Annotated in this window: 23 protein-coding genes and 1 pseudogene; 8 read left to right on the top strand and 16 right to left on the bottom strand. The window is 68.7% G+C overall.

Annotated features, from left to right (window positions below; translation table 11 throughout):
- The first annotated feature begins 473 nt into the window (after positions 1 to 473).
- The gene (cobA, locus tag FXF75_RS16220) at positions 474 to 1,217 is read left to right on the top strand and encodes a uroporphyrinogen-III C-methyltransferase (protein ID WP_309221849.1); all 744 of its coding nucleotides are present in this window, start codon (positions 474 to 476) and stop codon (positions 1,215 to 1,217) included.
- Between the two features lie 164 nt (positions 1,218 to 1,381).
- A complete protein-coding gene (locus FXF75_RS16215) occupies positions 1,382 to 2,161 on the top strand; it encodes a CbiX/SirB N-terminal domain-containing protein (protein ID WP_163522893.1) in 780 nt (259 codons plus the stop codon).
- A 56-nt stretch (positions 2,162 to 2,217) separates the two neighbouring features.
- On the opposite strand, the gene FXF75_RS16210 is transcribed toward FXF75_RS16215, so the two are convergent.
- The 4 genes from FXF75_RS16210 to cobN all read right to left on the bottom strand — a co-directional run bounded on the left by FXF75_RS16210 (position 2,218) and on the right by cobN (position 8,580).
- Positions 2,218 to 3,075 (bottom strand): TrmB family transcriptional regulator, encoded by an 858-nt coding sequence (locus tag FXF75_RS16210; protein ID WP_163522892.1) that lies wholly within the window; start codon positions 3,073 to 3,075, stop codon positions 2,218 to 2,220.
- Positions 3,076 to 3,201: 126 nt separating this feature from the next.
- Positions 3,202 to 3,975: a cobalt-precorrin-7 (C(5))-methyltransferase gene (locus FXF75_RS16205; protein ID WP_163522891.1), complete on the bottom strand. Its 774-nt coding sequence runs from the start codon at positions 3,973 to 3,975 to the stop codon at positions 3,202 to 3,204.
- Entirely contained in the window at positions 3,972 to 4,721 is a 750-nt protein-coding gene (locus FXF75_RS16200; protein ID WP_163522890.1) for a precorrin-8X methylmutase, read from the bottom strand. The genes FXF75_RS16205 and FXF75_RS16200 overlap by 4 nt, the downstream gene beginning before the upstream one ends.
- Positions 4,711 to 8,580, bottom strand: coding sequence for a cobaltochelatase subunit CobN (gene cobN, locus FXF75_RS16195; RefSeq protein ID WP_163522889.1), 3,870 nt, complete (start codon positions 8,578 to 8,580; stop codon positions 4,711 to 4,713). Before cobN ends, FXF75_RS16200 begins: the two co-directional genes overlap by 11 nt.
- A 34-nt stretch (positions 8,581 to 8,614) precedes the next feature.
- Here cobN and FXF75_RS16190 point away from each other — a divergent pair, with 34 nt between their 5' ends.
- Genes FXF75_RS16190 through FXF75_RS16175 form a run of 4 tightly spaced genes read left to right on the top strand, consistent with a single transcriptional unit; the run spans position 8,615 to position 12,128 of the window.
- Positions 8,615 to 10,789, top strand: coding sequence for a VWA domain-containing protein (locus FXF75_RS16190; RefSeq protein WP_163522888.1), 2,175 nt, complete (start codon positions 8,615 to 8,617; stop codon positions 10,787 to 10,789).
- A 52-nt stretch (positions 10,790 to 10,841) separates the two neighbouring features.
- Positions 10,842 to 11,030, top strand: a complete 189-nt coding sequence (locus FXF75_RS16185) for a CbtB domain-containing protein (protein WP_163522887.1) — start codon at positions 10,842 to 10,844, stop codon at positions 11,028 to 11,030.
- 1 nt (position 11,031) lies between these two features.
- Entirely contained in the window at positions 11,032 to 11,760 is a 729-nt protein-coding gene (locus FXF75_RS16180) for a CbtA family protein (RefSeq protein ID WP_163522886.1), read from the top strand.
- Positions 11,760 to 12,128, top strand: a complete 369-nt coding sequence (locus tag FXF75_RS16175) for a ferredoxin (protein ID WP_163522885.1) — start codon at positions 11,760 to 11,762, stop codon at positions 12,126 to 12,128. The genes FXF75_RS16180 and FXF75_RS16175 overlap by 1 nt, the downstream gene beginning before the upstream one ends.
- Positions 12,129 to 12,163: 35 nt before the next feature.
- On the opposite strand, the gene FXF75_RS23160 is transcribed toward FXF75_RS16175, so the two are convergent.
- From FXF75_RS23160 to cbiT, 12 genes and pseudogenes are all read right to left on the bottom strand, one after another.
- Positions 12,164 to 12,286, bottom strand: a complete 123-nt coding sequence (locus FXF75_RS23160) for a hypothetical protein (RefSeq protein ID WP_275897427.1) — start codon at positions 12,284 to 12,286, stop codon at positions 12,164 to 12,166.
- Between the two features lie 390 nt (positions 12,287 to 12,676).
- Positions 12,677 to 14,017 (bottom strand): transcriptional regulator, encoded by a 1,341-nt coding sequence (locus tag FXF75_RS16170; protein ID WP_163522884.1) that lies wholly within the window; start codon positions 14,015 to 14,017, stop codon positions 12,677 to 12,679.
- Positions 14,014 to 14,388 (bottom strand): DUF3209 family protein, encoded by a 375-nt coding sequence (locus FXF75_RS16165; RefSeq protein WP_163522883.1) that lies wholly within the window; start codon positions 14,386 to 14,388, stop codon positions 14,014 to 14,016. The genes FXF75_RS16170 and FXF75_RS16165 overlap by 4 nt, the downstream gene beginning before the upstream one ends.
- Before the next feature lie 25 nt (positions 14,389 to 14,413).
- Positions 14,414 to 15,637, bottom strand: coding sequence for a CbiX/SirB N-terminal domain-containing protein (locus FXF75_RS16160; protein ID WP_163522882.1), 1,224 nt, complete (start codon positions 15,635 to 15,637; stop codon positions 14,414 to 14,416).
- A pseudogene (locus FXF75_RS16155) lies at positions 15,634 to 16,312 on the bottom strand (cobalamin biosynthesis protein). The gene FXF75_RS16160 and the pseudogene FXF75_RS16155 overlap by 4 nt, the downstream one beginning before the upstream one ends.
- A complete protein-coding gene (locus FXF75_RS16150; protein ID WP_163522881.1) occupies positions 16,305 to 16,565 on the bottom strand; it encodes a ferredoxin in 261 nt (86 codons plus the stop codon). Before FXF75_RS16150 ends, FXF75_RS16155 begins: the two are co-directional and overlap by 8 nt.
- The gene (gene cobJ / locus FXF75_RS16145; RefSeq protein ID WP_163522880.1) at positions 16,565 to 17,608 is read right to left on the bottom strand and encodes a precorrin-3B C(17)-methyltransferase; all 1,044 of its coding nucleotides are present in this window, start codon (positions 17,606 to 17,608) and stop codon (positions 16,565 to 16,567) included. Before cobJ ends, FXF75_RS16150 begins: the two co-directional genes overlap by 1 nt.
- Before the next feature lie 3 nt (positions 17,609 to 17,611).
- Positions 17,612 to 18,496 carry a precorrin-3B C(17)-methyltransferase gene (locus FXF75_RS16140; protein WP_163522879.1) on the bottom strand — a complete coding sequence of 295 codons (885 nt, stop codon included), beginning with the start codon at positions 18,494 to 18,496 and terminating at the stop codon, positions 17,612 to 17,614.
- A gap of 1 nt (position 18,497) precedes the next feature.
- Complete coding sequence (gene cbiG, locus FXF75_RS16135; protein ID WP_163522878.1) at positions 18,498 to 19,472, bottom strand: cobalt-precorrin 5A hydrolase; 975 nt, start codon at positions 19,470 to 19,472, stop codon at positions 18,498 to 18,500.
- Position 19,473: 1 nt separating this feature from the next.
- Positions 19,474 to 20,382 carry a cobalt-precorrin-4/precorrin-4 C(11)-methyltransferase gene (locus FXF75_RS16130; protein ID WP_163522877.1) on the bottom strand — a complete coding sequence of 303 codons (909 nt, stop codon included), beginning with the start codon at positions 20,380 to 20,382 and terminating at the stop codon, positions 19,474 to 19,476.
- On the bottom strand, positions 20,379 to 21,152 hold the full coding sequence (locus tag FXF75_RS16125) for a cobalt-factor II C(20)-methyltransferase (protein WP_163522876.1): 774 nt from the start codon (positions 21,150 to 21,152) through the stop codon (positions 20,379 to 20,381). Before FXF75_RS16125 ends, FXF75_RS16130 begins: the two co-directional genes overlap by 4 nt.
- Complete coding sequence (gene cbiT / locus FXF75_RS16120) at positions 21,149 to 21,760, bottom strand: precorrin-6Y C5,15-methyltransferase (decarboxylating) subunit CbiT (RefSeq protein WP_163522875.1); 612 nt, start codon at positions 21,758 to 21,760, stop codon at positions 21,149 to 21,151. The genes FXF75_RS16125 and cbiT overlap by 4 nt, the downstream gene beginning before the upstream one ends.
- A gap of 148 nt (positions 21,761 to 21,908) precedes the next feature.
- Here cbiT and FXF75_RS16115 point away from each other — a divergent pair, with 148 nt between their 5' ends.
- The gene (locus FXF75_RS16115; protein ID WP_163522874.1) at positions 21,909 to 22,718 is read left to right on the top strand and encodes a MarR family transcriptional regulator; all 810 of its coding nucleotides are present in this window, start codon (positions 21,909 to 21,911) and stop codon (positions 22,716 to 22,718) included.
- A gap of 218 nt (positions 22,719 to 22,936) precedes the next feature.
- A complete protein-coding gene (locus FXF75_RS16110; RefSeq protein WP_163522873.1) occupies positions 22,937 to 25,531 on the top strand; it encodes a heavy metal translocating P-type ATPase in 2,595 nt (864 codons plus the stop codon).
- The last annotated feature ends 116 nt before the right edge of the window (positions 25,532 to 25,647 follow it).

Below are 25,647 nucleotides of genomic sequence, written 5' to 3'. Positions count from 1 at the left end.
CTAAGTTTAATTAACTGCCGCTTCGCGGTCCCCGGCCGTCGGCGCGGCACAGTTCTGCCCTCTCGGTGGCGTCGTCGCGCCTCGTTCGAGTTCACACCCTCCGGTAGTAGCCACTGACCACAGCACGTCGCCGTCTCACCTCGACGAGAGTACAAGCCAAGTAGTACAAGCAAGATTGAAGTAAATCAAAACTCGTTGTAGTAACGATGGACGAAGACAGCGGTGACCGCTACAGGGCCGACGCCGAGGAGGGCCAACGCTCCGACCGCCCGTTGGGAGACTCGATACCGGGAGCTACCCGGCCGAGCGACGGGTTCGAGACGCTCGCCGCCGACTCGACCGCGGGGACCGACCCCGGCGGGGTCTCTCGGCAGGGGGACTCGGTCGGCGGTCGCGCTCCCGGCGACTCCGACCCCGAGGGCGACCCGGCCGCGGCGTCGGGGTCGGTCGCGGATTCGGCCGCGGGCGGCAAGGTGTTCCTCGTCGGGTCGGGACCGGGCGACCCCGAACTGCTCACCCGGAAGGCGTGGCGACTCCTCACGGACGCGGATTTCGTCCTCCACGACTCGCTGGTGGACGACGCGCTCCTCGACCAACTCCCCGCCTCGGTCGAGGTCGTGGACGTGGGCAAGCGTCCGCCCGACCGGACCTCGCAGGCCGACATCAACGACATGCTGGTGGACCTCTCGCGCGACGGCGCGGCGGTCGTCCGCCTGAAGGGCGGGGACCCCCACGTCTTCGGCCGGGGCGGCGAGGAGGCCCAGCACCTCGCGGCCGCCGACGTGCCCTTCGAGGTCGTCCCCGGCGTGTCAAGCGCGGTCGGGGCACCCGGCGTCGCGGGCATCCCCCTGACCCACCGCGACTGCGCGTCGAGCGTGACCGTCGTCACGGGCCACGAGACCCCCGACAAGGACGAGAGCGCACTCGACTGGGACGCCCTCGCCGACACGATAGTCAGCGGCGGCACCTTGGTCGTACTGATGGGAGTCCGACGACTCTCGAACAACGTCGCCGCGCTCCGCGACCACGGCGTCCCGGCCGAGACCCCGGTGGCGATGGTCCAGAAGGCGACGTGGCGCGAGGAACAGACGGTGTCCGGGACGCTCGCGACCATCGAAGCCGAGAAGGAGGCGGCGGGAATCGAACCGCCCGCGGTCACCGTCGTCGGCGACGTGGTGGACGTGAGAGCCGACACGCGAGAGTGGCTCGACCGGTGACCCGGCCGTTTCGCCCGCTTTCCAGTAGATTTTCTCCTCGCCTCTCGTTCGACTGACCTCTCTCCTCCGGTGTCAAAACATATTTGGGGGACGCTCGCGTTGACGGAATCAAGCCCAATTGTAGTAACTAAAGCAAAGTTGATTGGGCGGTGCGAGGTCCACTAATGACAGAGGAAGCAATCGTACTCGTCGGCACGGACACCCCGGACGCACGCGAGGTACTCCGAACGCACGCCCGCCGTCTCCGCGACCGAGCGGTAACGGACGCAGTTCACACCGGTTTCTACGGTTCGGAACCGATTCGTGACCTGCGCGACACTCTCGAATCGGTCGCGGCCGACGCGGCCTACGTCGTCCCGATGCGGGCCGCCCACACTCACGAGACGACCGACGACGTTCCCGCGGCGCTCTCGTATCTCCCGTGTGACGCCCGGTACTGCGAACCGGTCGGCCGGAGTTCGGCGACCACCGGCGTCCTCGCGGAGCGGGCCGCCGCCCGCGTCACGCCCGGCGAGGACGCCACCCTCGTCCTCGTCGCCTTCGGGAGCAGTTCGCTGCCCTATCAGCGACAGACCGCGGAGTACCACGCCGCTCGACTCCGCGAGCAGTCCGACTACGGCGAAGTCGTTACCAGTTTCCTCGTCCAGAACCCCGCCGTCGAGTGCGCCCGCTACAACGTCTCGAACGACCGCGCGGTGGCGGTCCCGCTGTTCGTCCACCGCAGCGAGGCGACCGACGAGCGGATTCCCGCCAAACTCGAACTCGACCGCGGCGGCGTCGAGTACGCCGACCCCCTCGGCGCGCATCCCCGAATCACCCGGGCGATTCGGGCCGAGGTCGAGAAGCAACGAATTCTGGCGACCGACGACGGTCCCGCCTCGTTCGAAGCCTCGCTCGCGCAGGCCCGGCGTCCGGTAGCGACCGACGGACACGGCGCGCTCTGACGGGGTCGGTCCTCCAACCGAGAGAATCGAAGCCCTCTCGTGATACACCGGGCAAATCAGTCGGAATCCCCCGACTCGGAATCCCCCGACTCGGAATCCCCCGACTCGGAACTGCCCCGCGAGTAGACCTCCTCGACGTTCTCCTGCAATTCGTACGTCAACACTCGCTCCGTAAAGGTCGCCATCCCGTGGTTGATACCGTCGCTCCACGCCGCCGTCTCGTTGGGCACGCCCGGCAGTCGCTCGTCGTGAAGCGCGCTCACCAACACCGGTCCCCGGTCCACCATCAGCAACCGCCCGACTCGCGGGGCACCGCTCATCTCTTGGAACCACTCGATTAGCCCGGTCGAGAAGACGCTGGCATCGAACTCGGCGTCCGCGACGCGCTCCCGGACGGAATCGACGACCGTCCCGACGTTGATGGCGACGCCGCGTTCGTCTGCCTCCGTGAGATACGCGAGGAGTTCGTCGTCGAGGAGCGCGTCGTCCAGCACGACTAGCACTATCTCGTCGCTCGCCTCGGAGACGAGGTCCACGACGCGCTCGGTGACCTGCTCGTGGTCGCTGAGCGCCCAGACCGCCTGTTGGACTTCTTTGTATATCGGCTCCATGCGACGGAGCGACCGCTCCATGGTCTCGAAGTGCGAGTCGTACTCCTTCCGAAGCACCCGGACGGCGGTGTCGATGGAGACGCTCTGGAACGTCCGGGGTTCGCCTTCCTGTATCTCCACCAGTCCCCGCTCCTGAAGGCGGTCCATCGTCTCGTACACCCGCGAACGGGGGATGTCGGCCACCTGTCCGACCTCCTTGGCCGTCGCGTGGGGCAGTCGCGTGAGCGCCACGAAGCACCGCGCCTCGTATTCGGTCAGACCGAGTTGCTCCAGCGAGTCGATTGCGGTCTCCGCGTCGTCCATACCCGCACCGAAGTTCCGAGAAAATATGACATTGTGGATGTTCGCTATGTGTGAACTTTAGGCAGAATCCGACGGGTTGCCGCCGAATCGTAACCTATCGGGAAGCTCGGGTGGGGCGACGAGAGTTCAGTCCGCCCGGACGACCAGCACCGAGAGGTCAGAGAACGGCGTGTCCTCCCGTCCGGTCCCGCCCGATTCCTCGGCGAGGTCGCCGAGCGTCGTCCGCGTAATCGCCTCGTCGTCGTGGGTCAAGCGCTCGCAGACGATTGCCTCCAGCGACGCGGACGCGCCCGCGTCGAGCAGGTCCGCCGCGACGTCGCCCGGCATCCAGTCGAACGGTCGGGGCAGCACGAGCAGGTGTCGCTCGCCCGCCGCCGACCGGAGTCGGTCGAGGTCGGCCGACACGTCGCCGCTCTTGTGGAGGGTGACGAACGCCGAGTCCTCCATCGGCGTCCGCGCCCTGCTCGCGGCCATCTGGAGCGACGAGATGCCCGGAACTACGCGGACCGGACGGTCGATTGCCCGCTCGACCTTGCCGACGAACTGGTAGCCCGAGTGGTTCGGGTCGCCCATCAGCACCGCGGTCCCGGTCTCGCCGTCGGCCACGCGCTCGGCGAACCGCTCCAGCGTCTCGCCCTCGTCGGCGTAGCCGCAGGTCAGCAGGTCGGCCTCGGTCCGGTCGGCGACGAACTCCACGACCGTCTCGAAGCCGACGACCACGTCGGCCTCCCGAATCGCGCGCTCGCCCCGCGGCGTCAGGTAGTCGAGGTTCCCCGGTCCGATGCCGACCGCGCGGAACGACCGCGCGGCGTCGTCCGCGCTCTCGGAGGCCGACTCCGGTTCCGCCGCCGCGAACGACGCGGGGTCTGGTCCCGAATCGAGGTCGTAGTCGTCGCTCATTCGAGGTCTACTCCGTCGTCCCGCCGCCGTTCGCTCGACTTCTCGGCGGTCTCGCCGAGGTCGACCTCGCCGTCCCGCACGTCGCTGGCGACGTGAATCAACTCGTTCGTCAGTCCGGCCGCGAGACCGCTCCCGCCGCGCCGACCGACGTTGGTGACGACCGGCACGCCGTGGTCCGCCGCGACCTCGCGCAGTCGTTCGCGGCTCTCGGCGGCCTTCACGAAGCCGACAGGGGTGGCGACCACGACCGCGGGGCGAGTCCCGTCTTCGATGCAGTCGGCCAGCGCGAGCGCCGCGGTCGGCGCGTTGCCCACCGTGGCGATGGCGCCGTCGTAGACGCCGCGCTTGTCGAGTTCGAGCACCGACGCGGCGGTCCGGGTCATCCCGGTCTCGGCCGCCAGTTCCGCGCCGTTGCCGATGGCCTTCCGGACCTCGCAGTCGTGTCCGCGGCCGGTGATTCCCTCCTTGACCATCGTGATGTCGGTCACGATGGGTCGCTCGTCGAGGACGGCCCGCGCTCCCGCGCGGACGGGTTCGCTCTCGTCCGTGCCCGTGAACCGCAGCAGGTGCTGGAACTCGGGGTCACCCGTGGCGTGGACCGACTTCTGGCGGACTCGGTCGGCCAGCGTCTCGTCGGGCACGAGTTCCCGCACCCGGTCCATGCTGGTCTCGGCTATCTCCATGGCGTTCGACGTTGTCGCGCCGAGGTCGGCGTACTCCTCGAAGTCGCCGTCCTTAGTCGTCATCGCCGGTCACCTCCGCGGGAGTCGCCTCGCTAGCACGCGCTTCCAAGTCACCGTCCACGTCGAGATTGAGGTCCCGCAGGCGGTCGGCGGTCTCCTCGTCGGCGTCCCAGAGACCGCGCTCGATGGCCTCCAAGAGGGTGTCGGTGATGCTGTCGAGCGCCCACGGGTTCACGTCCCGGAGCCACTCCTGTCGCTCCTCGTCGAACGCGTACTTCTCGGCGACGTCCTCCCAGAGGGTGTCGCTGACGACGCCCGTGGTCGCGTCCCACCCGAGGGCCACGTCCACCGCGGACGAGAGGTCGCCCGCGCCCTTGTAGCCGTGGTCTTCCATGCTGTCGAGCCATTCGGGGTTCAGAACCCGGGCGCGCATCGCCTTCCGGACCTTCTCCTCGTTGGTGTAGACGTCCACGTTGTCCGGGTCGCTGGAGTCGCCGACGTAGGAGGCCGGTTCCTCCCCGGCGGTCTCCGCGACAGCCGTGATGAATCCGCCGTGGAAGGCGTACCAGTCCGAGGAGTCGAACTCGTCCTGCTCGGCGGTGTCCTCGATTTTCACGGTGGCCTCGACGTTGCCGAGTCGCCGCTCGAACGCGTCGTGGGCGTCCGAGACCGTGCCGCGCGACCCCATGGCGTAGCCGCCCCACTGCTTGTACACCTCCGCGAGGTCGGCGCGGTCGTCCCAGTTGCCCTCGTCCACGGCCTTGTTCGTCCCCGCGCCGTAGCCGCCGGGCCGGGTGGTGAACACGCGGTGTTTGGCGGCCTTCTCGGGGTTCTCGACTCCCTCCTCGGCCAGTTCTTCGGCCTCCTCCTCGACGTGCTTCTTCACGTAGTTCATCTCGTGAGGTTCGTCCAACTCGACCACGGCGTCCACCGCGTCGTGAATCACGCCCGCGGCCTGCGGGAAGGCGTCCCGGAAGAGTCCCGATACGCGGGTCGTCACGTCGATTCGCGGCCGGTCGAGTTCGTCCAGCGGAATCGGAGCCACGTCGTCCACGCGCCCGGCGTCGGTCCACTCGGGTTCGACGCCCATCAGCGCGAGGACCTGCGCGATGGTCTCCCCGCGCGTCCGGACCGTCGGGGTGCCCCACGCCACGACGCCGACCTCCTCGGGGTACTCGCCCGCTTCGGAGCGGTGGCGTTCGGCCACTCCGTCTCCGACTTCCCGCCCGACGCGCCACGCCGACTTCGCGGGCACCTTCCGCGGGTCGAGCGTGTAGAAGTTCCGCGCGGTCGGGAGCAGGTCCACCCCGCCGCGGGTCGGCGCGCCGCTCCCGCCCGGCGGGACGTACTCGCCCGACAGCGCCTCCGCGGTCCGAGGAATCTCGTCCTCGGCACCCGCGACCCGCGGGGCGGCCTCCTCGCAGATGTATTTCAGGGCCTCGCGCAGGTCGTCGTGTGCGCCGCTCTTCGCGCGCCCGTCGCCGAGTTGGTCGATGTCTACCACGAGCAGGTTCCAGTTGATGGACTCGGCGTCGAAGTCGTTCTCCGCGAGGTGCGTGACCAGTTCGAGGCTGGTCTCGTACACCTCGTCGGCGGCCTCGGCGTAGGTCATCCCGAGGTCGTCGTCGTACGCGCCCGGTTCGTCGAGCATCCGCTGGTACTCGACGCCGAGCACGCCCGCCACGCTCTCGCGGAGACTCGGTGCGCCCGGATTTTCGAGACGGGTGAGCGCGACGAGGTACTCGACCAGTCGCTCGTCCGCTGGCGGTTCGCCCATGGTGTGGAGACCCAGCCGAATCTGGGTCGTCTTCACGTCGGTCACGTACTCGTGGACGCGCTCGACCAGTTCGTCGATGTCAACCTTGTCGCCCGCAACGTCGCCCTCGGCGAGCGTGGTCCCGGCTTCCTCGGGACCCCGCACGTCGGCCGTCTCGTCTATCTGCCCCTCGATGCCGAGTTCGACCGCGAGGTCCAACTCGTCCACCAGCGCCCGAATCTCGTCGGCCAACTTCTCGCCGTCGTCGGCGCGGGCGTCCTCCATCCCGGCCTCTCGGTACTGGCGGGCGAGTTCTTCGAGTTCGCCGATTTCGTCGTAGGTGCCCGCGTTGGACATGACCGGCGTGAGGTAGTCCACGATGGCGGCGTACGACCGGCGCTTGGCCTGCGTCCCTTCACCGGGGTTGTTGACGATGTAGGGGTAGACGTTCGGGATGTCCTCGATTAGCTGGTCGGGCGCACTCTCGCCGTCCAGTCCGACCGTCTTGCCCGGGAGCCACTCCAGACTGCCGTGAGTGCCCAAGTGGACCACCGCGTCGGTCTCGAACTCGTCGCGGAGCCACGAGTAGAACGCCACGTAGTCGTGGGGCGGTTGGAGGTCAGAGTCGTGGTACACCTTCGAGGGGTCCATGCCGAACCCGCGCGGCGGTTGGACCGTGACGAGGACGTTGCCGAACTCGACGCCGGGGATGGCGAACGGTCGCTCGGGCGGGTCGCCCCACTCCTCGACGACGTTCTCGCGGAAGCGCTCGTCCTTGGCCTCGAACCAGTCGCGGTACTGGTCGGAATCGACCACGTCCACGCTCAGGTCGCGCACGTCCTCGGGCGCGACCCAGCGGTCGTCCAGCGTGAGCTGAGCGGTCAGCTTCTCCACGAGCTTCTGGCCGCTCTCGGGCGTCTCGCCGCCCGTATCGTACCCTCTCCCGTCGAGTTCTTCGAGCAGGTTGACCGTGCTCTCGGGGCTGTCGAGTCCGAACGCCGTCCCGATGCCGTCGTCGCTCGGCGGGTAGTTGTGGAGGACCACCGCGACCCGCTTGTCGTCGTTCGGGGTGTGGCGCAACTCGGCCCAGTTGACCGCGAGGGAGACGGCGTGTTCGACCCGGTCCTCGATGGGGAAGTGCTGTTTCGGGGCGCTGCCGATGTCGGCCTCGTCGTCGGTGCGCTCCTTGCCCGAGATGGGATGAGTAATCACGTTCCCGTCGAACTCCGGCAGGGCGACCGAGAGCGCGAGTTCGAAGCCCATGACGCCCGTGTCCGACGACTGGTAGCGCGAGCGCGAGCGCATCGTCGTGACCGTCTGGAGGACGGGGACGCCGAGTCTGTCGAGGAACACCTCCTCGGCCCCGTCGCCCTCGTCCGCGGCGCTCCGGCCGCGCTCGTCCATCGACAGCGAGAACATGAACGACGAGAGGACCGCGTCCACGACCGGTTCCCCGTTCCCGTCGGTGAACCACTCGTCGGTGACCCACTCGGCGTCCTCCTGCTCGTCGCTGTCGGTCGCCGGGTTGCAGAACACCGGGAGGGCGTTCGCGCCCTCGGATTCGATTTCCCGGACGAGCGCGTCCACGTACCGGGTGTTCTCGTGGGTCCAGTGGGACTCGTAGAACCAGACGCCCACGGTCGGTTTCCCGTCGTCCAGTTCGGCCCGGAGGTCGTCGTACGTCGCGCCGGGGTAGTCGGGGTGGTAGACGCCCTCGGTCGGAAGTTCGACCGGGTCCTCGGGGTCGAACGCCTCGCCCGTGTCGCCACCGGCGTACTCCGCGACGAGGAACCGACAGAGGTTGGCGACGTTGACCGCACCGCCTCGCTCCAGATACTCGTAGGCCCGGTCACGGTCGGCGTCGGCCACGCTGGTGTCCTCGAACGCGAAGGCGTCACCGGTGGACTTCACGACGAGGGGGACGCCCGCCTGTCGCAATCGTTCGACCGCGTGGTCGTAGCCCGGCATGCTGTCTTCCGCGCCGTGGAGCCAGAACACCGCGGCCGTCGCGTCTTCGATTTCGTCCACGAACGCGTCCACGTCGGTCCCGTCGTCGAAGTCGCTCTCCGACCGGGCGACGAGGTCGATGCCCTCTAGTCTGTCGGCGGCCCGCTGTACTGCCCCGAGTTCGTTCTCGGTGGCGGTGTAGAGTCCGATGGTTGGCATAACGTTGTTAAACCTCCATTGTAGTAGTACAAGTATGATTGAATTACGCGGCTCCAAAAAGGCTTCGACCGTCCCCTTTCCGGCGATAGTCGGACAGGAACGCCTGAAGCGGGCGTTGCTCGCGGTCGCAACGGACGACGGTCTCGGCGGGTTACTGGTCTGCGGCGAGAAGGGGACGGCCAAATCGACCGCAGTACGGGCGCTGGTGGACCTCCTCCCCGACCAGCGGGCGGTCGCTGACTGCCCGTACGGGTGTCCGCCGGACGACCCCGGAGCGCAGTGCGCGGACTGCCGGACACGGACCGACCCGCCGGTCGAGACCCGGGGCGTTCCGCTCGTGACCCTCCCGCTGGGCGCGACCCGCGAGCGCGTGGTCGGCACGCTCTCGGTGGCCGACGCGCTCGATGGCGAGGCGGAGTTCGACCCCGGACTGCTCGCCCGGGCGAACCGCGGCATCCTCTACGTGGACGAGGTGAACCTGCTGGACGACCACCTCGTGGACGTGCTCCTCGACGCGGCGGCGTCCGGGGTCAACCGCGTCGAGCGCGACGGCGTCAGCGTCTCCCACCCCGCGAACTTCACGCTGGTCGGGACGATGAACCCAGAGGAGGGCGACCTGCGACCGCAACTGAAGGACCGCTTCGCCCTGCAGACCACCGTCACCGGGTGCGAGGACATCGAGGACCGCGTGACGATTCTCGACCGGGCGCTGGGCGAGACGGGCGACCTCCGCGAGGGGTTCGCCGACGAGACGGCCGACCTCGCCGACCGCCTCGCGGACGCCCGCGAGACCCTCGGGGGCGTGACCCTCCCCGAACAGTTCAAGGCCGACATCGCCGAACTCTGCCGAGACGCGGGCGTCGAGGGCCACCGCGCGGACATCTCGGTCGCCCGCGCGGCCCGGACCGTCGCGGCGCTCGACGGGCGGGCGAAGGTCGTCGAGTCCGACGTCCGGGAGGCCGCCGAACTCGCGCTCCCCCACCGCCTCCGGAGTCGCCCGTTCGAGGACGCGCCCGACCCCGACGACGTTCTCGACGACCACTTCGACGACGAGGCGGACGCCGCGGAGGACGAAGGAGACGAGCCACAGGGAGACTCGGACGCCGAGGACTCCGCCACCGAGGGCGGGCCGAACGACGACTCCGGCAACGCCGACGATTCCGGTCCTCACGCCGAGGCGGACTCCGAGGATTCCGACAGCCCCGAATCCCAATCGGGGAACTCGGACGCCGAGGACTCGACGAGCGACGATGACGACTCCCACCGCGGCGACCGACCCGGCGCGGAGTCGCCCGCCGACGTGAAGACCGGAGACGGCGACGAGCCTGACGCCGCAGACGAGGACCGCGAGAACTCGGAGTCGGGGGGCGACTCTGAGGGTGGCTTCGACGAGTCCGAGGAGGGAGTACCGCTGGTGCCCGGACAGGCCCGTCGCGGCGTCGGCGAGGCCGAACGCCCGGACATCGACAGTGTGGAGGCCGACGCAACTTCGACCGCGACCCGCAACGGGGACGGTTCGCGGGCGGCCGCGACGCCGAGTTCCGAAGGCCGGGGTGCGCAGGTCAGAACCGAGCGCGCCGAGGCGGGCGACGCCGTGGACGCCGCCGCGTCGGTCCGCGCCGCGGCGAGTCGCGGCGCGGACGCGGTGGCCGAGCGCGACCTCCGCACGTCCGTCCGGACGCGCGAGCAGTCGGCGCTGGTCGTCTTCGCGGTGGACGCCAGCGTCTCGATGCGGTCGGCGATGCGGACCGCGAAGGGAGTCGTGCTGGAACTGCTGCGGGACGCCTACGAGCGCCGCGACGAGGTCGCCTTCGTCGCGTTCGCGGGCGAGGACGCCGAGGTGTTGCTCCCGCCGACCGACAGCACCGACCTCGCCGCCCGCCACCTCAAGGACCTGCCGGTCGGCGACCGGACGCCGCTCCCCGCGGGACTCCGGACCGCGGGCGAGGTGGTCGAGCGGGCCGACGCGGCGGCGAGCGTCGTCGTGGTCGTCACCGACGGCCGGGCCAACGTGGCGTCGGGGAGTCCGACCGAGGCGACCCGACGGGCCGCCCGCGGACTCGCCGAACGGGACGCCCACGTCGTGGTGGTGGACGCGGGCGATAGCGACCGCGGACTGGTCGGCGAGATAGCTACGGCCGCGGACGGCGAGCGAATCCCCTTGGAGTCGCTGTCGCCCGAGCGAGTTCTCGCCGCCACCGACCGATAGCGCAGACGGAAGTTTTACAAACATACTTGTATAATAAGCAAATGAATTTGCAATGACGACTGCAAACGACACCGTCTACGGTCGAATCGAACGTGCGCGAGTCGAACTCACACCGTTGAAGGCGGCGCTCGGAATCGCTCTCCTCGCGGCCGTGGGGTTCGCGCTCCTGTTCGGACAGGACCCGATGCTCCACGATTCGATGCACAACTTCCGACACGCCGCGGGAATCACCTGCCACTGACATGTTCGCGGACTACGTCCTCCGCGGGCTGAAGGCCGGTCTGGTCGCGGGACTCGCCTTCGGGCTGTTCGTCGCTCTCGTCGGCAATCCCATGGTGGGGTTCGCGGAGACGGCGGGCCACGACCACGCCGAGCACGACCATGCCGACGCGGCCGTCTCGGAACACGCCACCGAACTGGTCAGCGTCGCCGCCGGTGTCTGCTTCGGGGGGCTGCTCGGTGCCGTGTTCGGACTGGCGTACTACTTCCTCGAACCCGGTCTTCCGGGCGGGGACGCCGCGAGCTACGTGCTGGCGGCCGCGGGATTCGTCACCGTCTCGGGCGCACCGTGGCTCGTCCTGCCTCCGCGACCCGCGGGCGTCGAGCAGACGCTCGGGGCCGACGCTCGACTGTCGTGGTACGCGGCGATGATGGTCGCTGGCGCACTGACGTGCGCGTTCTCCGGATACGCGTATCGGCGACTCGAATCCCGTTCCGGTCGCCCGGCCGCGGTGGCGGGGGCCGCTGTACCGCTCGCACTGCTCGCCGTGTCGGCCGGGTTCGCGCCCGCGAACCCGACCCACGGTGCGGTTCCAGCGGGCCTCGCGGCCTCGTTCAGCGGTCTCGTCGTCTTCGGTCAGGTCGGTCTCTGGTCAGTCCTCGCGAGCGGGCACGCGTGGTTGCTCCGCCGCGACCGGCGGTCACCCGACGTGGATTCTCGCTCGGTCGGAGCGGGGCGTCACGCCGACTGATGCGCGAACGCACCGAGGAAGTCCGTGTGAACGGGTTCACCGACCATGTGCTGGTTTGCACGCACGCCCGCGACTCCGAACACGCCTGCTGTGGGGACGCTCACGGTCCCTCGGTCTTCGAGGCGACGACGGCGTGGCTCCGAGAGCGCGACGTGCTCTGGTCGCGGGTCCACCTCGTCGAGACGAGTTGCCTCGGTCTCTGTAGCGCCGACGGGACCGCAGTGGCCGTCCAGCCCCGCGGTCGGTGGTTCTCGGGAGTGACGCCCGACGAGGTGCCGGAGGTACTCGCCGACGTGTTCGGCCCAGACGCGACTCGGTTGGGTGTCGGCCCGTCTGACTCCGACGGGTCGCCGTCTGACGGGTGCTGAAGGCGGGACGCTTCCAACTCCTTTTCGCAGTCGAACTACTCGCAGTCGGTCTCGCGGAACTGCGAGAGGCAGTCGAAGTCCGCGCCGCAGTCCTCGCACTCCCAGCGGTCGTTGACGCGATGGTCGCCGATTTCTCGCGGCCAGTTCTCCGTGGACATGTTCGGTGGTTGGCGGTCAGAGGGGGTAAAGATTCGGCGTCGAACGCGCGTTCCGCGATGGAATTTCTACAGCGTCGCTGTGCGGGCGGTCGAAGCGGTCGCCGACTGCTACCTGTTCGAAGCCCCGAGAGACCGGCCTGTGCGTATCGAACGCCGATTCTCCGACGATAGCGTACGAAGCGGACGTGGAGCGAACGAGGACACTGGCTCTCCGAATCACGCCACTCGTGGGATAGGAGTATCGTCGCACTGCGAACGTCGGTATCGTTCGGTTCGGTAGCGAAGTGAAAGTTCGACCGAGAAGCGGGGGCTTCGCGTCGAGCGGACCGTGGCGGGACCTCTCGGTAGGAAAAACTGATACGAGGAGAGTCAGACGGGTCAGTCTGCTGCTCAGACCGCTTCGATTCGCAGTCGGTACTCCCCGCGAACCTCGCCCTCGTCGTGGTACTCCACTGGCTCCTCGACGAAGGCGACGCGGTCGCCCGAGAGCGCGGCGGCGGTCACGATGCCCTCCGCAGCGACTTCTCTGGCGGGTCCCTCTCGGGCGTCGAACACCCGCAGCGCGTGGGCCTCGGCGTCGCGGTCTCGGAAGTGCTGTGCGCAGGGCACCGCGACGCGCCCGTCAGATGCCGACAACTCCGCGACGAACCCGCCGACGGGGGCCGTCCAGAGGCGCTCGCCACCCTCGCGTCCGAGCGCGGCGATGGTGTGTTCGTTCGGGTGGCGTCCCTCGGCCTCGCGGCCCTCCTCGGGGAAGGTGTTGCCCGTGACGAACAGCGCGACCTCGTCCGCGAGGTGGACGTGGTTCGGGTAGGCGTACAGCGTCTCCTCGCCGACCTCGCGTTCGACGCCGAGGTCCGCGGCCCACCGCTGTTCGGCGCGCTCCGCATCGAGCGCGTACCCACGGTAGTCGCCGTGACTCGCCGCCGCGACGACGCCGCCGGAGAGCGACGCGTCCCCGACGCGACGCTCGCCGTCGGTCTCCGGGTCCCAGTCCGAGACGGGGGTACCGGACTCGGCGTCCAGCACGACGAGACCCCGGTCGTGGTCGCCGCCGCAGCGGTTGTAAGCCACCGCGAGACGCTTCGCGCGGTCATCGTCGTCGGACGACGACTGTCGGTCGCCGAGCGAGAGCGCGATGGGAGAGGCGTCGGTCTCGTACCGCCAGCGGACCCCGCCGTCGGGGCCGAACGCGTACACGGCGCTGTTCCAGACGCGCTCGTCGCCGTCGCGCTCGTACCGCCGGGCCGCGACGTAGAGTCGGCCCTCTGCGGTCCCGTCGGACGCGTCGTCGCCCTCGACCGGCCCGTCGGCGACCATATCGACCACGAAGGGGTACCAGAACAGGCTCTCCTTCGCGGGACCCCCGAGGTCGTCCGCGGTGTCGTAGCGCCACCGCTCGCTCCCGTCGCCGTCGAGCAGTCGAATCCGGCCGCGGTCGCCCCGGGTGCCGACGGCGACGCCGCCGTCGGACCGACGGTCCGACGAGGTTCGCGAACCGTCGGTCCTCTCACCGCCCGCGAACTCGGTGAGCGCGACGGCCATCTCCTCGCCGGGCGCTCGCCACCGCTCCCGTCCGTCGGCGTCCAGCGACCGGATGGTCCCGTCGGCGGTCCCGACAGCGAAGCCACCGTCTCCGAGCGCGGTCACGCTGGACCGCCGCCACTGCTGGCGACTTCCGCGAGCCGTCGCCTCGCCCAGACCGACCGAGACGCTTCGGTCGAGGCTCATTCGTCTTCGACCGGGAACGCCTCGTGGAGCACGTCGTGGGCCTCGCCGAGACCGTCCAGTACGCTCTCGCCCTGCGTCGTCAGGCGCTGGACCGCGCGCTCGGCGTCACGGACCGCGACCAGTCGCCCGCGGAGGTAGTCGTACTCCGGGGCGTCGTCGCTGGTCTCGGCGATTTCCGCTTCGAGGTCCACCAGCGCGGCGTCGAGGTGGCGCTCGATTTCGGCCAGCGTCTCGGCCGCCGCGAGCGCGCCGACCGGCCCGTCGAGGTGGCCCTCCAGTTCCTTCTGTGCGTGTCGGCGCGCGCTCTCGTCTTCGGTTCCCAGTACGTTCATCAGTCCGAGTCGTAGTGCTTCGATTTCGTAACAGCTCATGGTTGAATGGTTTCGGAATCCGTTTTCAGAGCGTCTGGTCCACGATGTCGCTCACGATGCGGTCCCTGTCGAGGTGGGACGAGACGATTCGCTCGGCGTCGTCCTCGCCGACGCCGCCGTACCAGACGCCGTCGGGGTAGACGGCGACCATCGGGCCTTCGCCGCACTGGCCGAGACACGACGACCGGGTGATGCGGGCGTCGGCCTCCTCGGAGTCGCGTACTTCCTGTCGCAGGCGTTCCAGCACGGCGGCCGACCCGTCCGCGGCGCAGGTCTGGTTCGTGCAGACCGCGACGTGCTTGTCCGGCGCGTCGTGGACGTGCGGGTCGTCGTCCACGTCCTCGCGGTCGGCGTGGGTCTCCTGATGGGTCAGCGCCCGGAGCATCGCCCGCGCACCGCCTTGGTCTTCCTCGTAGCCGTCGAGTTCGACCTTGTACTTGCAGGTGTCACAGGACATCTCCACGCTGCCGGTCCGGGCCTCCTGCCAGCGGTCGGCCAGCACGTCGAGCAGGCGCGAGTCGGTCCCGAGCGGGTCGCCCGCCGCGGCGTCGACGTAGGGGTACTCCTCGGCGAACTCGTCGGTCCAGTCGCGGACCCGCTGGGTCAGCACCCCGTCGCCGAGCATGTACGGCAGCGCGACCACGGCGTCGGGTCGCTCCTTGGCGACGCCGTGGAGCGTCTCGTCGAGCGTCGGTTCCGTGACGCCGATGAACGTCGCTTCCACCGACGAGAACTCCCGGCCCTCGTAGAGCAGGCGAGCGAGTTTGTGCACGTCGGCGTTGGCGTCGGGGTCGCTGGACCCGCGGGCGCAGAGCGCGACCGCCACGTCGTCGTCCTCGCGGTCCACGCCGAGTTCCGCTTCGACTTCGGCCGCCCGGTCGTCCAACAGGTCGAGCAGCGCCGGGTGGACCCCGAGGTGCGACCCGACGTCGAACGTCGTCTCGGGGTGGTCCCGGCGGGCCTGCTCCACCGCCAGCGGCACGTCGTTCTTGACGTGACTGGCGGCGAACAGCGACAACTGGACGACCGACACCTCCTCGACGGCGGGCGCGAGGGCGTCTATCGCATCCGGTATCGACGGCTCCGCGAGTTCGAGGAACGCCGCATCGACCGCCACGCCGATGCGCTCCTCCAGCGCGGCCGCGAGTTCGCGAACCTGCTCGTTAGATTTCTCGCGCCGGGACCCGTGGCCGACCAGCAGGACGGCCTCGCCCGCGAACTCCGTCGCGGTCCCTTTAGCGCGACTCATCCCTCGGCCCGTTCGAGGCTCTTCCGCAGTTTCCGCCGCCGGGACGGCGAGAACAGCCCCGATTCCTCGGTTCCCTCGTAGAGCCATTCCCCGAATCGGCCCGCGGCGTCGTCGTCCACGCCGAACCAGTACCGCCCCGACGAGGCTTCGGCCACCTCGCCGGTGGGGGGCGTCCGGCTCCGAACGCTCGACGAGACCCCGAACGGTCTCCACCAGCGTCCGGTCATCGTGGACGAACGAGATTCCGACGGTCCCGCTGGAACTCTTGAGGCAGATGGTGCCGCATCCCTCCGAGAGTCCCCGGAGCAGTTGGCGGTCGTGGTCGGCGAACGCGCCGAACCGGTAGCCGCCGGGTTGGTCTTCGACCGGGAGACCGAGGGCGGCGCTCGCGCGGTCGGCGAGCGTGCGTCCGACGACCTGTACCGTGAACTCGTCCTCTGTCCGGGTGACGGCGGTGTCGTGCGCGTAGTCGCGCTCGGAGATGCGGTGGTCCACGCGCTCGGCCCCGGCGATAGCGGCCAGTCGTCGGGCCGCGGTCTCGTCGCTGGTTCTCACCTCAACGGCGTCCCGTGTCACGTCGCCGTTCCCGGCGACCCGGCCCCAGAAGTAGGCCAGTTCCGGGTGGCTCGCCAGCACGTCGTCGGGCGCGCTCGCGCCGACCTCGGCGTCACTCATTCCCGCCACCTCCCGCTTCGCCCACGGTCTCGACGCGAATCGCGCTCGGGGGACAGGCCGCGGCGGCCTGCTCGGCGTCCGCGCGCCGGTCGTCGTCGAACTCCGCGACGACGCGGCCGTCTTCCCGGCGGACGTTCTCCCCGTCCGCCTCGATGGTCGCGAGACCGTCCTCGCCCTCGGCGAACCGGTCGTCGCGGGTCAGGCACGCGAAGATACCGTCGCACGCGTCGGTGTCGATGGTCACTCTGTACATCAGTAGTCGTACTTGGTCTCGTACCCGCGCGGGGTGACCATCCGGTCGTCCCACACGTACGTCTCCTCGTTGCCGACGAGGAGGGTGGTCGTCATGTCTATCAGGTCGGTCTCGCCGAGTTCCGGGAGGTCGCCGAGCGTGGTGATTTCGACCTGCTCGTCGTCTCTGCCCGCGCCGTGGACGACGCCGACAGGGGTGTCCGCGTCGCGGTGTTCCAGCAGAATCTCGCAGCACTTCTCGAAGTTCTCCCGGCGCTTGCGACTCCACGGGTTGTAGATGGCGATGGTGAACCCCTCCTTCGCGGTGGCGTGAAGCCGCGACTCGATGGTCGGCATGTCGGTGAGGTGGTCCGAGAGGCTGATGCTCACGGTGTCGTTGACCAGCGGCGCGCCGACCCGCGCCGCGCACGACTGGGCGGCCGGGACGCCGGGCACGACCTCGAAATCGACCATCGAGGCCGTCCCGCCCTTGGATTCGAGGATTTCGAGCGCGAGGCCCGCCAGCGCGTAGACGTTGGGGTCGCCGCTCCCGATGATGGCCACGTCGTTGCCCGCCAGCGCCCGGTCGATGGCTTCCTCGGTCCGGGACACCTCGCCGCACATCGGCGTCGAGTAGATGTCCTCGGCGTCGTCGGTGATGTCGTCGGGCAGGAGGTCCACGTAGGTCGTGTAGCCGACGATTTGCTCGACCTCCGCGAGCGCGGTCTTCGCGCGAGTGGTCATCCCCTCGGCCTCGCCGGGTCCGAGACCCACCGCCACGAGGCGGCCGGGGTCGCCGTCGAAGTCCTCGACGGTCGAACCGACCTCCTGCTCGTCGTCGTCGCTACTCGCACCGCACTTCGAACTCGAAGACGACGAACTGCTCGACGCGCCGCACTTCGATTCGGAACTCGTCTCGGTCTTGGTCGCGCTCGCGGCTTCGCCGCTTGCGTTCGAGGCGCTACGCGCCTCGCTAGCGCCGCACTTCGATTCGGCCGTTTCCGTCTCGGTACTCGATTCGCCGGTCGATGCGCCACACTTCGATTCAGTATTATCCGTACTCATGGTTCAGAAGTCGTCTACGTCACGCCCGCCGCGCGGGGTGACGAGGAAGTCTCGGTCGTCGTTGCTCCACACCTTCGTCTCGTGGTTGCCGACGAGGATGGAGGTGCCCATTCCGCCGACCTTCTCGTCGTGGTCGGTCGCTTCGCCGAGCGTCGTGATGGTGTGGGTCTCGTCGTCGAGGTTCCGCCCGGACTCGCCCCGGCCCGCGTCGTTGAAGATGCCGACCGGCACGTGGTCGGCCCGCTCCTCGCGGACGACCTCGATTGCGCGCTCGTAGTCGCGCCAGCAGTTGTAGAGGACGATGACGAAGCCGCTGATGGCGGCCGCCCGTAGCTTCTCCTCGATTTCGTCCCAGCCTCGCCACTTGTCCGACAGCGAGACCGTGCAGAAGTCGTTGCTGAGCGGCGCGCCGAGGTTGGCCGCTCCGCCGAGCGCCGCCGTGACGCCCGGCACGATTTCGATGGGAACGTCGGTGGCGTCCTCCTCCTCGGCCATCGTGAACACGAGGTCGCTCTTGCCGTACACGTTCGGGTCGCCGCCCGAGACGTGGGCCACGTCCTGCCCGTCGCGGACGCGCTCGAACGCCTCGCGTGCGAGTTCGACCTGCTGGCCCATCGAGGAGCGGACGATTTCCTGCTCGCTCCCGTCGGACTTGGTCGCGACTCCGCCGTCCGTCGCCGTCTCCGGGGGAATGGTGCCGTCCTTCCGCAGGAACTCCTGATACAGGTTCGAGGCGACCACGCAGTCGGCGGTCGAAATGACGTCCTTCGCCTCTTGGGTCATCGCGTGGGGCAGGCCGGGTCCGATGCCGACGACGTAGAGGGTGCCGGTCCCCTCGCCGTCGTCGGTCGCTCCCCCGGTGTCGTCAGTCGCTCGGTCGCCCGCCATGCTACCGCCCCACCGCCACGGTCACGGCGTCGTCGTACCGCGTCTTCTCGGCTTCGAGTTCGTGGTTGCGTCCGCCAGCGATGGCCGATGCCTCGGAGATGCCGGGCCACCCGATGAGTTCCTTGGACTTGGACGGGGAGGGTCCCTCGAACTCCTCCAGCGTCTCCTTCTCGAAGGCGACCACGCCGAGGTCCAGCGCCTCGGCCGCCGCGAGCAGGCCCTCCTCGTCCTCCTTGCGGGTCGCGGTGGCGACGAACTCCACGTCGCCGAGGTCGTACTCGGTCGATTCGAGGGCCTGCTCCCACGCCGAGACGAACTGGTCTTCGGTCGCGCCGGAGACGCTCCCGGTCCCGAGGACGACGCCCTCTTCCCCGTTACGCTTGAGGACCGTCACGTCGTCGCCAACGAGGACCGCCTTCGGCCCGTCGAGTCGCTCGACGGGGCCGAGTTCGTCGTCCAGCACCGCGAGGTTGGTCGCGACCGTCGAGTCGCCGTTGACGACGTGGGCGTCCAGCGCCTTGGCCTGCTTCTCGACGCCCTGCTTGTCGGCGGCCTCCGAGGCGGTCGTCATCGCGGGCACCGCGCCCATCGTGGCGAGGTCGTCGGCGACCTGATTCGCGCCGTGGTGGCCGCCCGTGATGGGGATGGCCCACGTCAGTTCCTCGTCCACGACGCAGATGGCGGGGTCGTCCCACTTGTCGTCGAGCAGGTGGGCGGTCTTGCGCATGGCGATGCCGCTGGCCATCAACCCGACGAAGCAGTCGTACTCGCCCCAGTACTCCTCGAACACGTCGCCGTGGTACTCGATGATGTCGATAGTGTCGTATCGGTCGCCGATGCCCTCGACTATCTCCTCGGCGGTGTCGAGTTTTCGCTCAAAACTGATTATCGCTATCTCCTCTGCCACTTCGCCGTCCGAATCCGGCGTGCTGCAGTGGCTTCCGTCGGAACTGTTGGTATCGTTGTCAGTGCTCATATCAATCGTCTGCCTCCGTCTCGCCGTCGTTCGGTCCGCGGTTCGCCCAGTCGCCGTAGAGGTACGACCGCTCGTAACCCGCACCGGTGCCCGCCTGCCCGATGATGACCATCGCCGAGGCCCGGTATCCGGCGTCGTCGAGTCGCTCGCCGATGGTCTCGATGGTGCCCTCGATAATCTCCTCGTCGGGCCACGAGGCGTGGTAGACGACCGTGACGGGCGTCTCGGGGTCGTGGCCCTCCGCCAGCAGGCGGTCCATCGTGTCGCCGACCGCGTGGGTCCCGAGGTAGATGCAGGTCGTCACGTCGCCCATCTCCACGAACTCGGAGATGTGGTCGTCCTCGGGGTCCAGCGTCTTGCCCTGCGGCCGGGTGAACGCGACGTGGTTCGCGGTCTCGTTGAGCGTGAGTTGGGTCCGCAGGGTCGCGCTCGCGGCGAACGCCGAGGTGACGCCCGGCACGAAGTAGGTCGGCACGCCCTCGTGTTCCAGCGCGTCCATCTGTTCGAGCGCCGCGCCGTAGATAGCGGGGTCGCCGCTGTGGAGTCGCACCACGTCGCGGCCCTCCTCGTACGCGTCCCGCATCAGCGGAACCAGTTCTTCGAGGTCCTTGCCGACCGAGTTGACCAGTTCCGCGTCGGCGCAGTACTCCTCTAAGAGTTCGCTGTTGACCAGCGACCCCGCGTGGACCACGAGGTCGGCGGCCTCGACGAGCCCCTTCCCGGTCACCGTGAGCAGGCCGGGGTCGCCCGGTCCCGCGCCGATGAAGGGGACGCCCTCCTGCACGTCGCCCGCAGTGTGGTCGTAGACGCGGTCGTCGCGTTCCCGCCTCCGGCCCTCGGTCTGGGCGTCGATGGCGGTCTGTGGGTCGGTTGCGGTCTTGGCGTCCGTATCGCTCGGGGAGTCGGTCACGCCGACCCCTCCTCGGTCTCCGCAGTCGGACCGTCGGTCTCTCCGGCCTCTGCTCCGCCGTCCTCTCCCGCCTCCGCACCGTCGTCCACGTCGAACTTCGCCGTCGCGCGGTCCTTCTCGATACCTCGTTTCTCGGCGTAGGCGAGGGTGTAGTAGTCGCGCTCGGCGACCTCTTCGGGGTCGCCGGTCACGGCCGTCTCGCCCTGCTCCATGTAGAGGCGGCGGCCGTAGGTCACGTCGTAGCCCGCGGCGTCGAGACCCTCGTGGGTCGCGGGCGCGTCGGTCACCTTGAACAGCACCATCCTGTCGGGACCGGTCGGGGACGCGCCGCCGGACGCCTCCCGCAGCGCGAGTCCCGCCCCGGCGTCGATTTCCACGTCCAGCGCGGTGGTGAACGCGGTGACCGCGCTCACGCCGGGGACGATTTCGAGGTCCACGTTGGGGTGGAAGGCGTCCATCGTCCGCCGGAGGTGGCCGAACGTCGAGTAGACGTTGGGGTCGCCCAGCGTGACGAACGCGGCGTCGCCCTCCCGCGCTTGAGGGGCGATTTCGTCGGCGGCCTCCTTCCACGCGGTCCGCAGCGTCTCCGGGTCGCGTGTCATCGGGAAGTCGAGGTCGCCGACCTTCGACTCGGGGACGTGGTGGGTCGCCACGGTCCGGGAGAGTCGCCCCGGCGAGTAGACCACGTCGGCGGTCTCGAGGACGCGCTGGCCCCGGACCGTCACGAGGTCTGCCTCGCCCGGTCCGAGTCCGACGCCGTAGAGGGTCACGCCGACACCTCCTCGGTCTCCGGCGTCGTCTCGCCGGAGTCGGTGCCGCCGACGAGCATGTAGACGGGGTTCTGCGAGTCGAAACTCGTCGCCCCGGCGAGTTCGTACCCGTGACTCACCTGAAACTGGACGACTTCGTCCAGTAGGTCGCGCTCGCGGAACGCCTCGACCGCCCGCCCGGCGACCTCCAACCGCGAGACGTTCATGACCACTCGCTCGACGCCCGTCTCGACCGCGCGGTCGAGTACCGCCTCGTAGTTCCGACTCCCGCCGATGAACAGCGCGTCGGCGTCCTCGGGGATTCCGTCGGGGGCCTCGGTCTCGCGTAACTCCACCGTCGCGGACGTGTCGTCGGTCGCGGTGTCGTCGGTCTCGATATCGTTGGCCGCGAGGTTCTCGCGGGTGACTTCGAGTCGGTCCGCCTTCCGTTCGAGGGCAGTGACCCGTCCGGCCCGTCGCGCCGCCTCGACGGTGACGGCACCCGTGCAGGACCCTACCTCGACGAAGTGGTCGTCGGGATTCAGGTCGAGTTTGCCCAGTAACACGGCCCGAACCTCGGATTTCGTCGGGCCTGCTTTCGCGTCTCGTGGGAGCGCAATCCTCGCCATCACCGAATACAACCTCGACTGGGAATAAAACAATTTTGGTTGTATTAGGGAAAGTCTGGTTTCAGGAACGGCCGATATCGGCGCGGATAGCGAAAATGGACCGGAACTAAAGCAAAGATACTTTCACTTCCAATCCGAAGCCGGGACCATGTCGGAGCGTTCGGAGGGCGAGGACGGAAACGTGCTTCGCAGCAAGCGAGACGCCACGCGGTACCAGATACTCGCCGAAATCGCGGAACGTCAGCCAGCGGTGAGTCAGCGCGAAATCGCCGACGCCATCGGCGTCACTTCGCAGGCGGTCAGCAACTACCTCCGGGACCTCGTCGAACAGGAGTACGTCCGGAAGCACGGCCGGGGTCGGTACGAAGTGACCAAACAGGGCGTGGACTGGCTCATCTGCCGGACCGACGAACTCCGGGAGTTCGTCCGGCACGTTTCGGACGACATCGTCGGCGGGGTCGAAGTCGAAACCGCCATCGCCGCCGCCGACGTGTCCGAGGGCGACGCCGTGTCGCTGTCGATGCGCGAGGGCGCACTCCACGCGACCCCCGGTCGGTCGGGGAGTACAACCGCGGTTGCGGTCACGGACGCCGACGAGGGGACCGACGTGGGCGTCACCGACTTCGAGGGCGTCCTCGACTACGACCTCGGGAAGGTCACCGCGATTTCGGTTCCGGCGGTCCGGGAGGGCGGAAGCGACGCGGTCGAGTCCGACGTGGTCGCCGACTGCGCCGCTTCCCACGACCTGCTCGCGGTCGCGGGGACCGAGGCGCTGGCCGCGGCCCGAACCGCGGAACTCGACCCCGACGTTCGATTCGGGACCGTCGAGGCGGTCCGGGAGGCCGCCACGAAGGGTCTCGACGTTCTCCTCGTCGCGGTGACGGACGAACTCACCGCTCACACCGACGCGCTCCGCGAACAGAACGTGCGGTACGAGGTCATCGACGTGCGGGCCTGACGAGTTTCGGAGGCCAGCCCGCGTCGCCGTCCTCGATATCGAGGGCGTGCACTCGATTTCGCTGACACCGAAACAGCCGACCCTCCCCGACAGTTTTGAAACTAAGATACTCGCTCTTAACTGCTCCAGTCAGTAAAACAAACGACACACAGACATTCGATTGATAAGGCACAAACCGCATTAACGTGGGTCCCCTACCTTCTATCAAGGAGGAAACTATGGCGCGAACCGCACACCTCGACGTACGAGGCATGAGTTGCGCCAACTGCTCGGGCACGGTCGAGGACGCCCTGAGCGAGTTGGCGGGCGTCGAGTCGGCGAACGTCAACTTCGCCACCGACGAGGGCACCGTCGAGTACGACCCGGAGGTCGTCTCGCTCGCCGATATTTACCGGGCCATCGAAGACGCTGGCTACGACCCGGTCGCCCAGCAGGTGACCATCGGCATCACCGGGATGTCCTGCGCGAACTGCTCGGAGGCGAACGAGGAGGCGCTCGAAGAGACGCCGGGCGTCGTGGACGCCGAGGTCAACTACGCCACCGACGAGGGGACGGTCCGGTACAACCCCAACGACGCCGACTTGGAGGACCTCTACAACGCCATCGAGCGGGCGGGCTACGAACCCATCCGCGAGAACGAGTCCGACGAGGACGGCCAGACCGCGGGCGACAGACGCGAGGACGCTCGCGACGCCGAGATTCGACGCCAGCGCAACCTGACGATTCTCGGCGCGGTCCTCTCGGCCCCGCTGGTGTTCTTCCTGCTCGAACACTACCTGTTCGACTTCCTGCTGGGCGACGCCATCCTCGGCGTTCCGCTCGAGTGGCTCATGTTCGGTCTGGCGACGCCCGTCCAGTTCTTCCTCGGCAAGGAGTTCTACGAGAACTCGTACAACGCGGTTGTCAGGAACCGGACCGCGAACATGGACGTGCTCATCGCGCTCGGGTCCTCGACCGCGTACGTCTACAGCGTGGCGGTCCTGCTCGGGTTCACGGGGAGCCTCTACTTCGACACCGCCGCGCTCATCCTCGTGTTCATCACGCTGGGCAACTACCTCGAAGCCCGGTCGAAGGGCCAAGCCAGCGACGCCCTCCGGAAACTGCTGGAGATGGAGGCCGATACGGCCACCATCGTCGAGGACGGCGAGGAGAAGGACGTCCCGGTCGAGGACGTGGACGTCGGCGACCTGATGGTCGTCCGGCCCGGCGAGAAGATTCCGACCGACGGCGTCGTCCGCGAGGGCGACAGCGCGGTGGACGAGTCGATGGTCACGGGCGAGTCGGTCCCCGTCGAGAAGTCGCCCGGCGACGAGGTGGTCGGGGCCACCGTCAACGAGAACGGCGTCCTCCGCGTCGAGGCCACCAAGGTCGGGTCGGAGACCGCCCTCCAGCAGATAGTCCAGTTGGTCAAGGAGGCCCAGAGCCGCCAGCCGGAGATTCAGCAGGTGGCCGACCGCATCTCGGCGTACTTCGTGCCCGCGGTCATCACGAACGCCCTGCTGTGGGGGACGCTCTGGTTCCTGTTCCCCGAGGCGCTGGCCGGGTTCGTCCAGTCGCTCCCGCTCTGGGGACTCGTCGCGGGCGGTCCGATAGCGGCCGGGGGAACCGTCTCGACGTTCGAGTTCGCGGTGGTCGTGTTCGCCTCCGCGGTCCTCATCGCCTGTCCCTGCGCGCTCGGACTCGCGACTCCGGCCGCGACGATGGTCGGTACTTCCATCGGCGCGCAGAACGGCGTGCTGTTCAAGGGCGGTGACGTCCTCGAACGCGTCCGCGACGTGGACACCGTGGTCTTCGACAAGACCGGTACCCTGACCGAGGGCGAGATGCGCCTGACCGACGTGGTTGCGCTCGGTCCTCGGGCGGACGGCGGTGCCGAGGTCGATACCGCTTCGGACGGTGGCGCAGTGGCCCGAGAAGAACCCGACGAGGAGTTCGTCCTCTCGGCCGCCGCGAGCGCCGAGAAGGGGAGCGAACATCCCCTCGCGGAGGCCATCGTCGAGGGCGCGCGCGACCGTGGCATCACTGTCGAGGACCCCACGGACTTCGAGAACGTTCCCGGTCACGGCGTCGAAGCCGAGACCTCTCACGGCGAGGTCTTAGTCGGCAACCGGAAACTGCTGACGGACCGGGGCATCGACGTCTCGCGCGCCGAAGAGACCATGGAGCGCCTCGAACGCGAGGGCAAGACCGCAATGCTCGTTGCAGTCGGTGGCGAGTTAGTCGGTGTGGTGGCGGACGCCGACACCGTCAAGGAGAGCGCCAGAGCGGCGGTCGCCGACCTCCGCGAGTCGGGCCGCGAGGTCATGATGATTACCGGCGACAACGAGCGCACCGCCCGCGCCGTCGCCGAGCAGGTCGGTATCGACCCCGACAACGTCCGCGCGGAGGTACTGCCCGAGGACAAGGCCGACGCGGTCGAGTCCATCCAGTCGGCGGGCCGCGAGGCGATGATGGTCGGCGACGGCGTGAACGACGCGCCCGCGCTGGCCGCGGCCTACGTCGGCGCGGCCATCGGGTCGGGGACCGACGTGGCCATCGAGGCCGCCGACGTGACGCTGATGCGCGACGACCCGGCCGACGTGCTGAAGGCCATCCGCGTCTCGGAGGGGACCCTCGCCAAGATAAAGCAGAACCTCTTCTGGGCGCTGGGCTACAACACCGCGATGATTCCGCTGGCCAGCCTCGGCCTGCTCCAACCCGTGCTGGCGGCGGGCGCGATGGCGTTCTCCAGCGTGAGCGTCCTCACTAACAGCATGCTGTTTCGCAGGTACACGCCGGACGAGGACTATCGCCTCCTCTATCGGTGGCGGTAGTCCGAGGAGGCGTGTACCTCGAAGCGGCTTTTCCGCTTCGGCGGTACACGCCGGACCACGACTACGAACTGCTCGGGTTCCTACGGTAGTGGCCCGTTCTCTTCTACGGAAAGGTT

The sequence above is a fragment of the Halorussus sp. MSC15.2 genome, assembly GCF_010747475.1.
Classification (GTDB): domain Archaea; phylum Halobacteriota; class Halobacteria; order Halobacteriales; family Haladaptataceae; genus Halorussus.
This window is presented reverse-complemented; position numbering and strand designations above follow the sequence as displayed.

What these genes read in the sequence shown, in the direction of transcription:
- FXF75_RS16215 (WP_163522893.1), top strand. Translation starts at nt 1,382, where the DNA reads ATGACAGAGGAAGCAATCGTACTCGTCGGCACGGACACCCCGGACGCA.
- FXF75_RS16210 (WP_163522892.1), bottom strand. Translation starts at nt 3,075, where the DNA reads ATGGACGACGCGGAGACCGCAATCGACTCGCTGGAGCAACTCGGTCTG.
- FXF75_RS16205 (WP_163522891.1), bottom strand. Translation starts at nt 3,975, where the DNA reads ATGAGCGACGACTACGACCTCGATTCGGGACCAGACCCCGCGTCGTTC.
- FXF75_RS16200 (WP_163522890.1), bottom strand. Translation starts at nt 4,721, where the DNA reads ATGACGACTAAGGACGGCGACTTCGAGGAGTACGCCGACCTCGGCGCG.
- cobN (WP_163522889.1), bottom strand. Translation starts at nt 8,580, where the DNA reads ATGCCAACCATCGGACTCTACACCGCCACCGAGAACGAACTCGGGGCA.
- FXF75_RS16190 (WP_163522888.1), top strand. Translation starts at nt 8,615, where the DNA reads ATGATTGAATTACGCGGCTCCAAAAAGGCTTCGACCGTCCCCTTTCCG.
- FXF75_RS16185 (WP_163522887.1), top strand. Translation starts at nt 10,842, where the DNA reads ATGACGACTGCAAACGACACCGTCTACGGTCGAATCGAACGTGCGCGA.
- FXF75_RS16180 (WP_163522886.1), top strand. Translation starts at nt 11,032, where the DNA reads ATGTTCGCGGACTACGTCCTCCGCGGGCTGAAGGCCGGTCTGGTCGCG.
- FXF75_RS16175 (WP_163522885.1), top strand. Translation starts at nt 11,760, where the DNA reads ATGCGCGAACGCACCGAGGAAGTCCGTGTGAACGGGTTCACCGACCAT.
- FXF75_RS23160 (WP_275897427.1), bottom strand. Translation starts at nt 12,286, where the DNA reads ATGTCCACGGAGAACTGGCCGCGAGAAATCGGCGACCATCGCGTCAAC.
- FXF75_RS16170 (WP_163522884.1), bottom strand. Translation starts at nt 14,017, where the DNA reads ATGAGCCTCGACCGAAGCGTCTCGGTCGGTCTGGGCGAGGCGACGGCT.
- FXF75_RS16165 (WP_163522883.1), bottom strand. Translation starts at nt 14,388, where the DNA reads ATGAGCTGTTACGAAATCGAAGCACTACGACTCGGACTGATGAACGTA.
- FXF75_RS16160 (WP_163522882.1), bottom strand. Translation starts at nt 15,637, where the DNA reads ATGAGTCGCGCTAAAGGGACCGCGACGGAGTTCGCGGGCGAGGCCGTC.
- FXF75_RS16150 (WP_163522881.1), bottom strand. Translation starts at nt 16,565, where the DNA reads ATGTACAGAGTGACCATCGACACCGACGCGTGCGACGGTATCTTCGCG.
- cobJ (WP_163522880.1), bottom strand. Translation starts at nt 17,608, where the DNA reads ATGAGTACGGATAATACTGAATCGAAGTGTGGCGCATCGACCGGCGAA.
- FXF75_RS16140 (WP_163522879.1), bottom strand. Translation starts at nt 18,496, where the DNA reads ATGGCGGGCGACCGAGCGACTGACGACACCGGGGGAGCGACCGACGAC.
- cbiG (WP_163522878.1), bottom strand. Translation starts at nt 19,472, where the DNA reads ATGAGCACTGACAACGATACCAACAGTTCCGACGGAAGCCACTGCAGC.
- cbiT (WP_163522875.1), bottom strand. Translation starts at nt 21,760, where the DNA reads ATGGCGAGGATTGCGCTCCCACGAGACGCGAAAGCAGGCCCGACGAAA.
- FXF75_RS16115 (WP_163522874.1), top strand. Translation starts at nt 21,909, where the DNA reads ATGTCGGAGCGTTCGGAGGGCGAGGACGGAAACGTGCTTCGCAGCAAG.
- FXF75_RS16110 (WP_163522873.1), top strand. Translation starts at nt 22,937, where the DNA reads ATGGCGCGAACCGCACACCTCGACGTACGAGGCATGAGTTGCGCCAAC.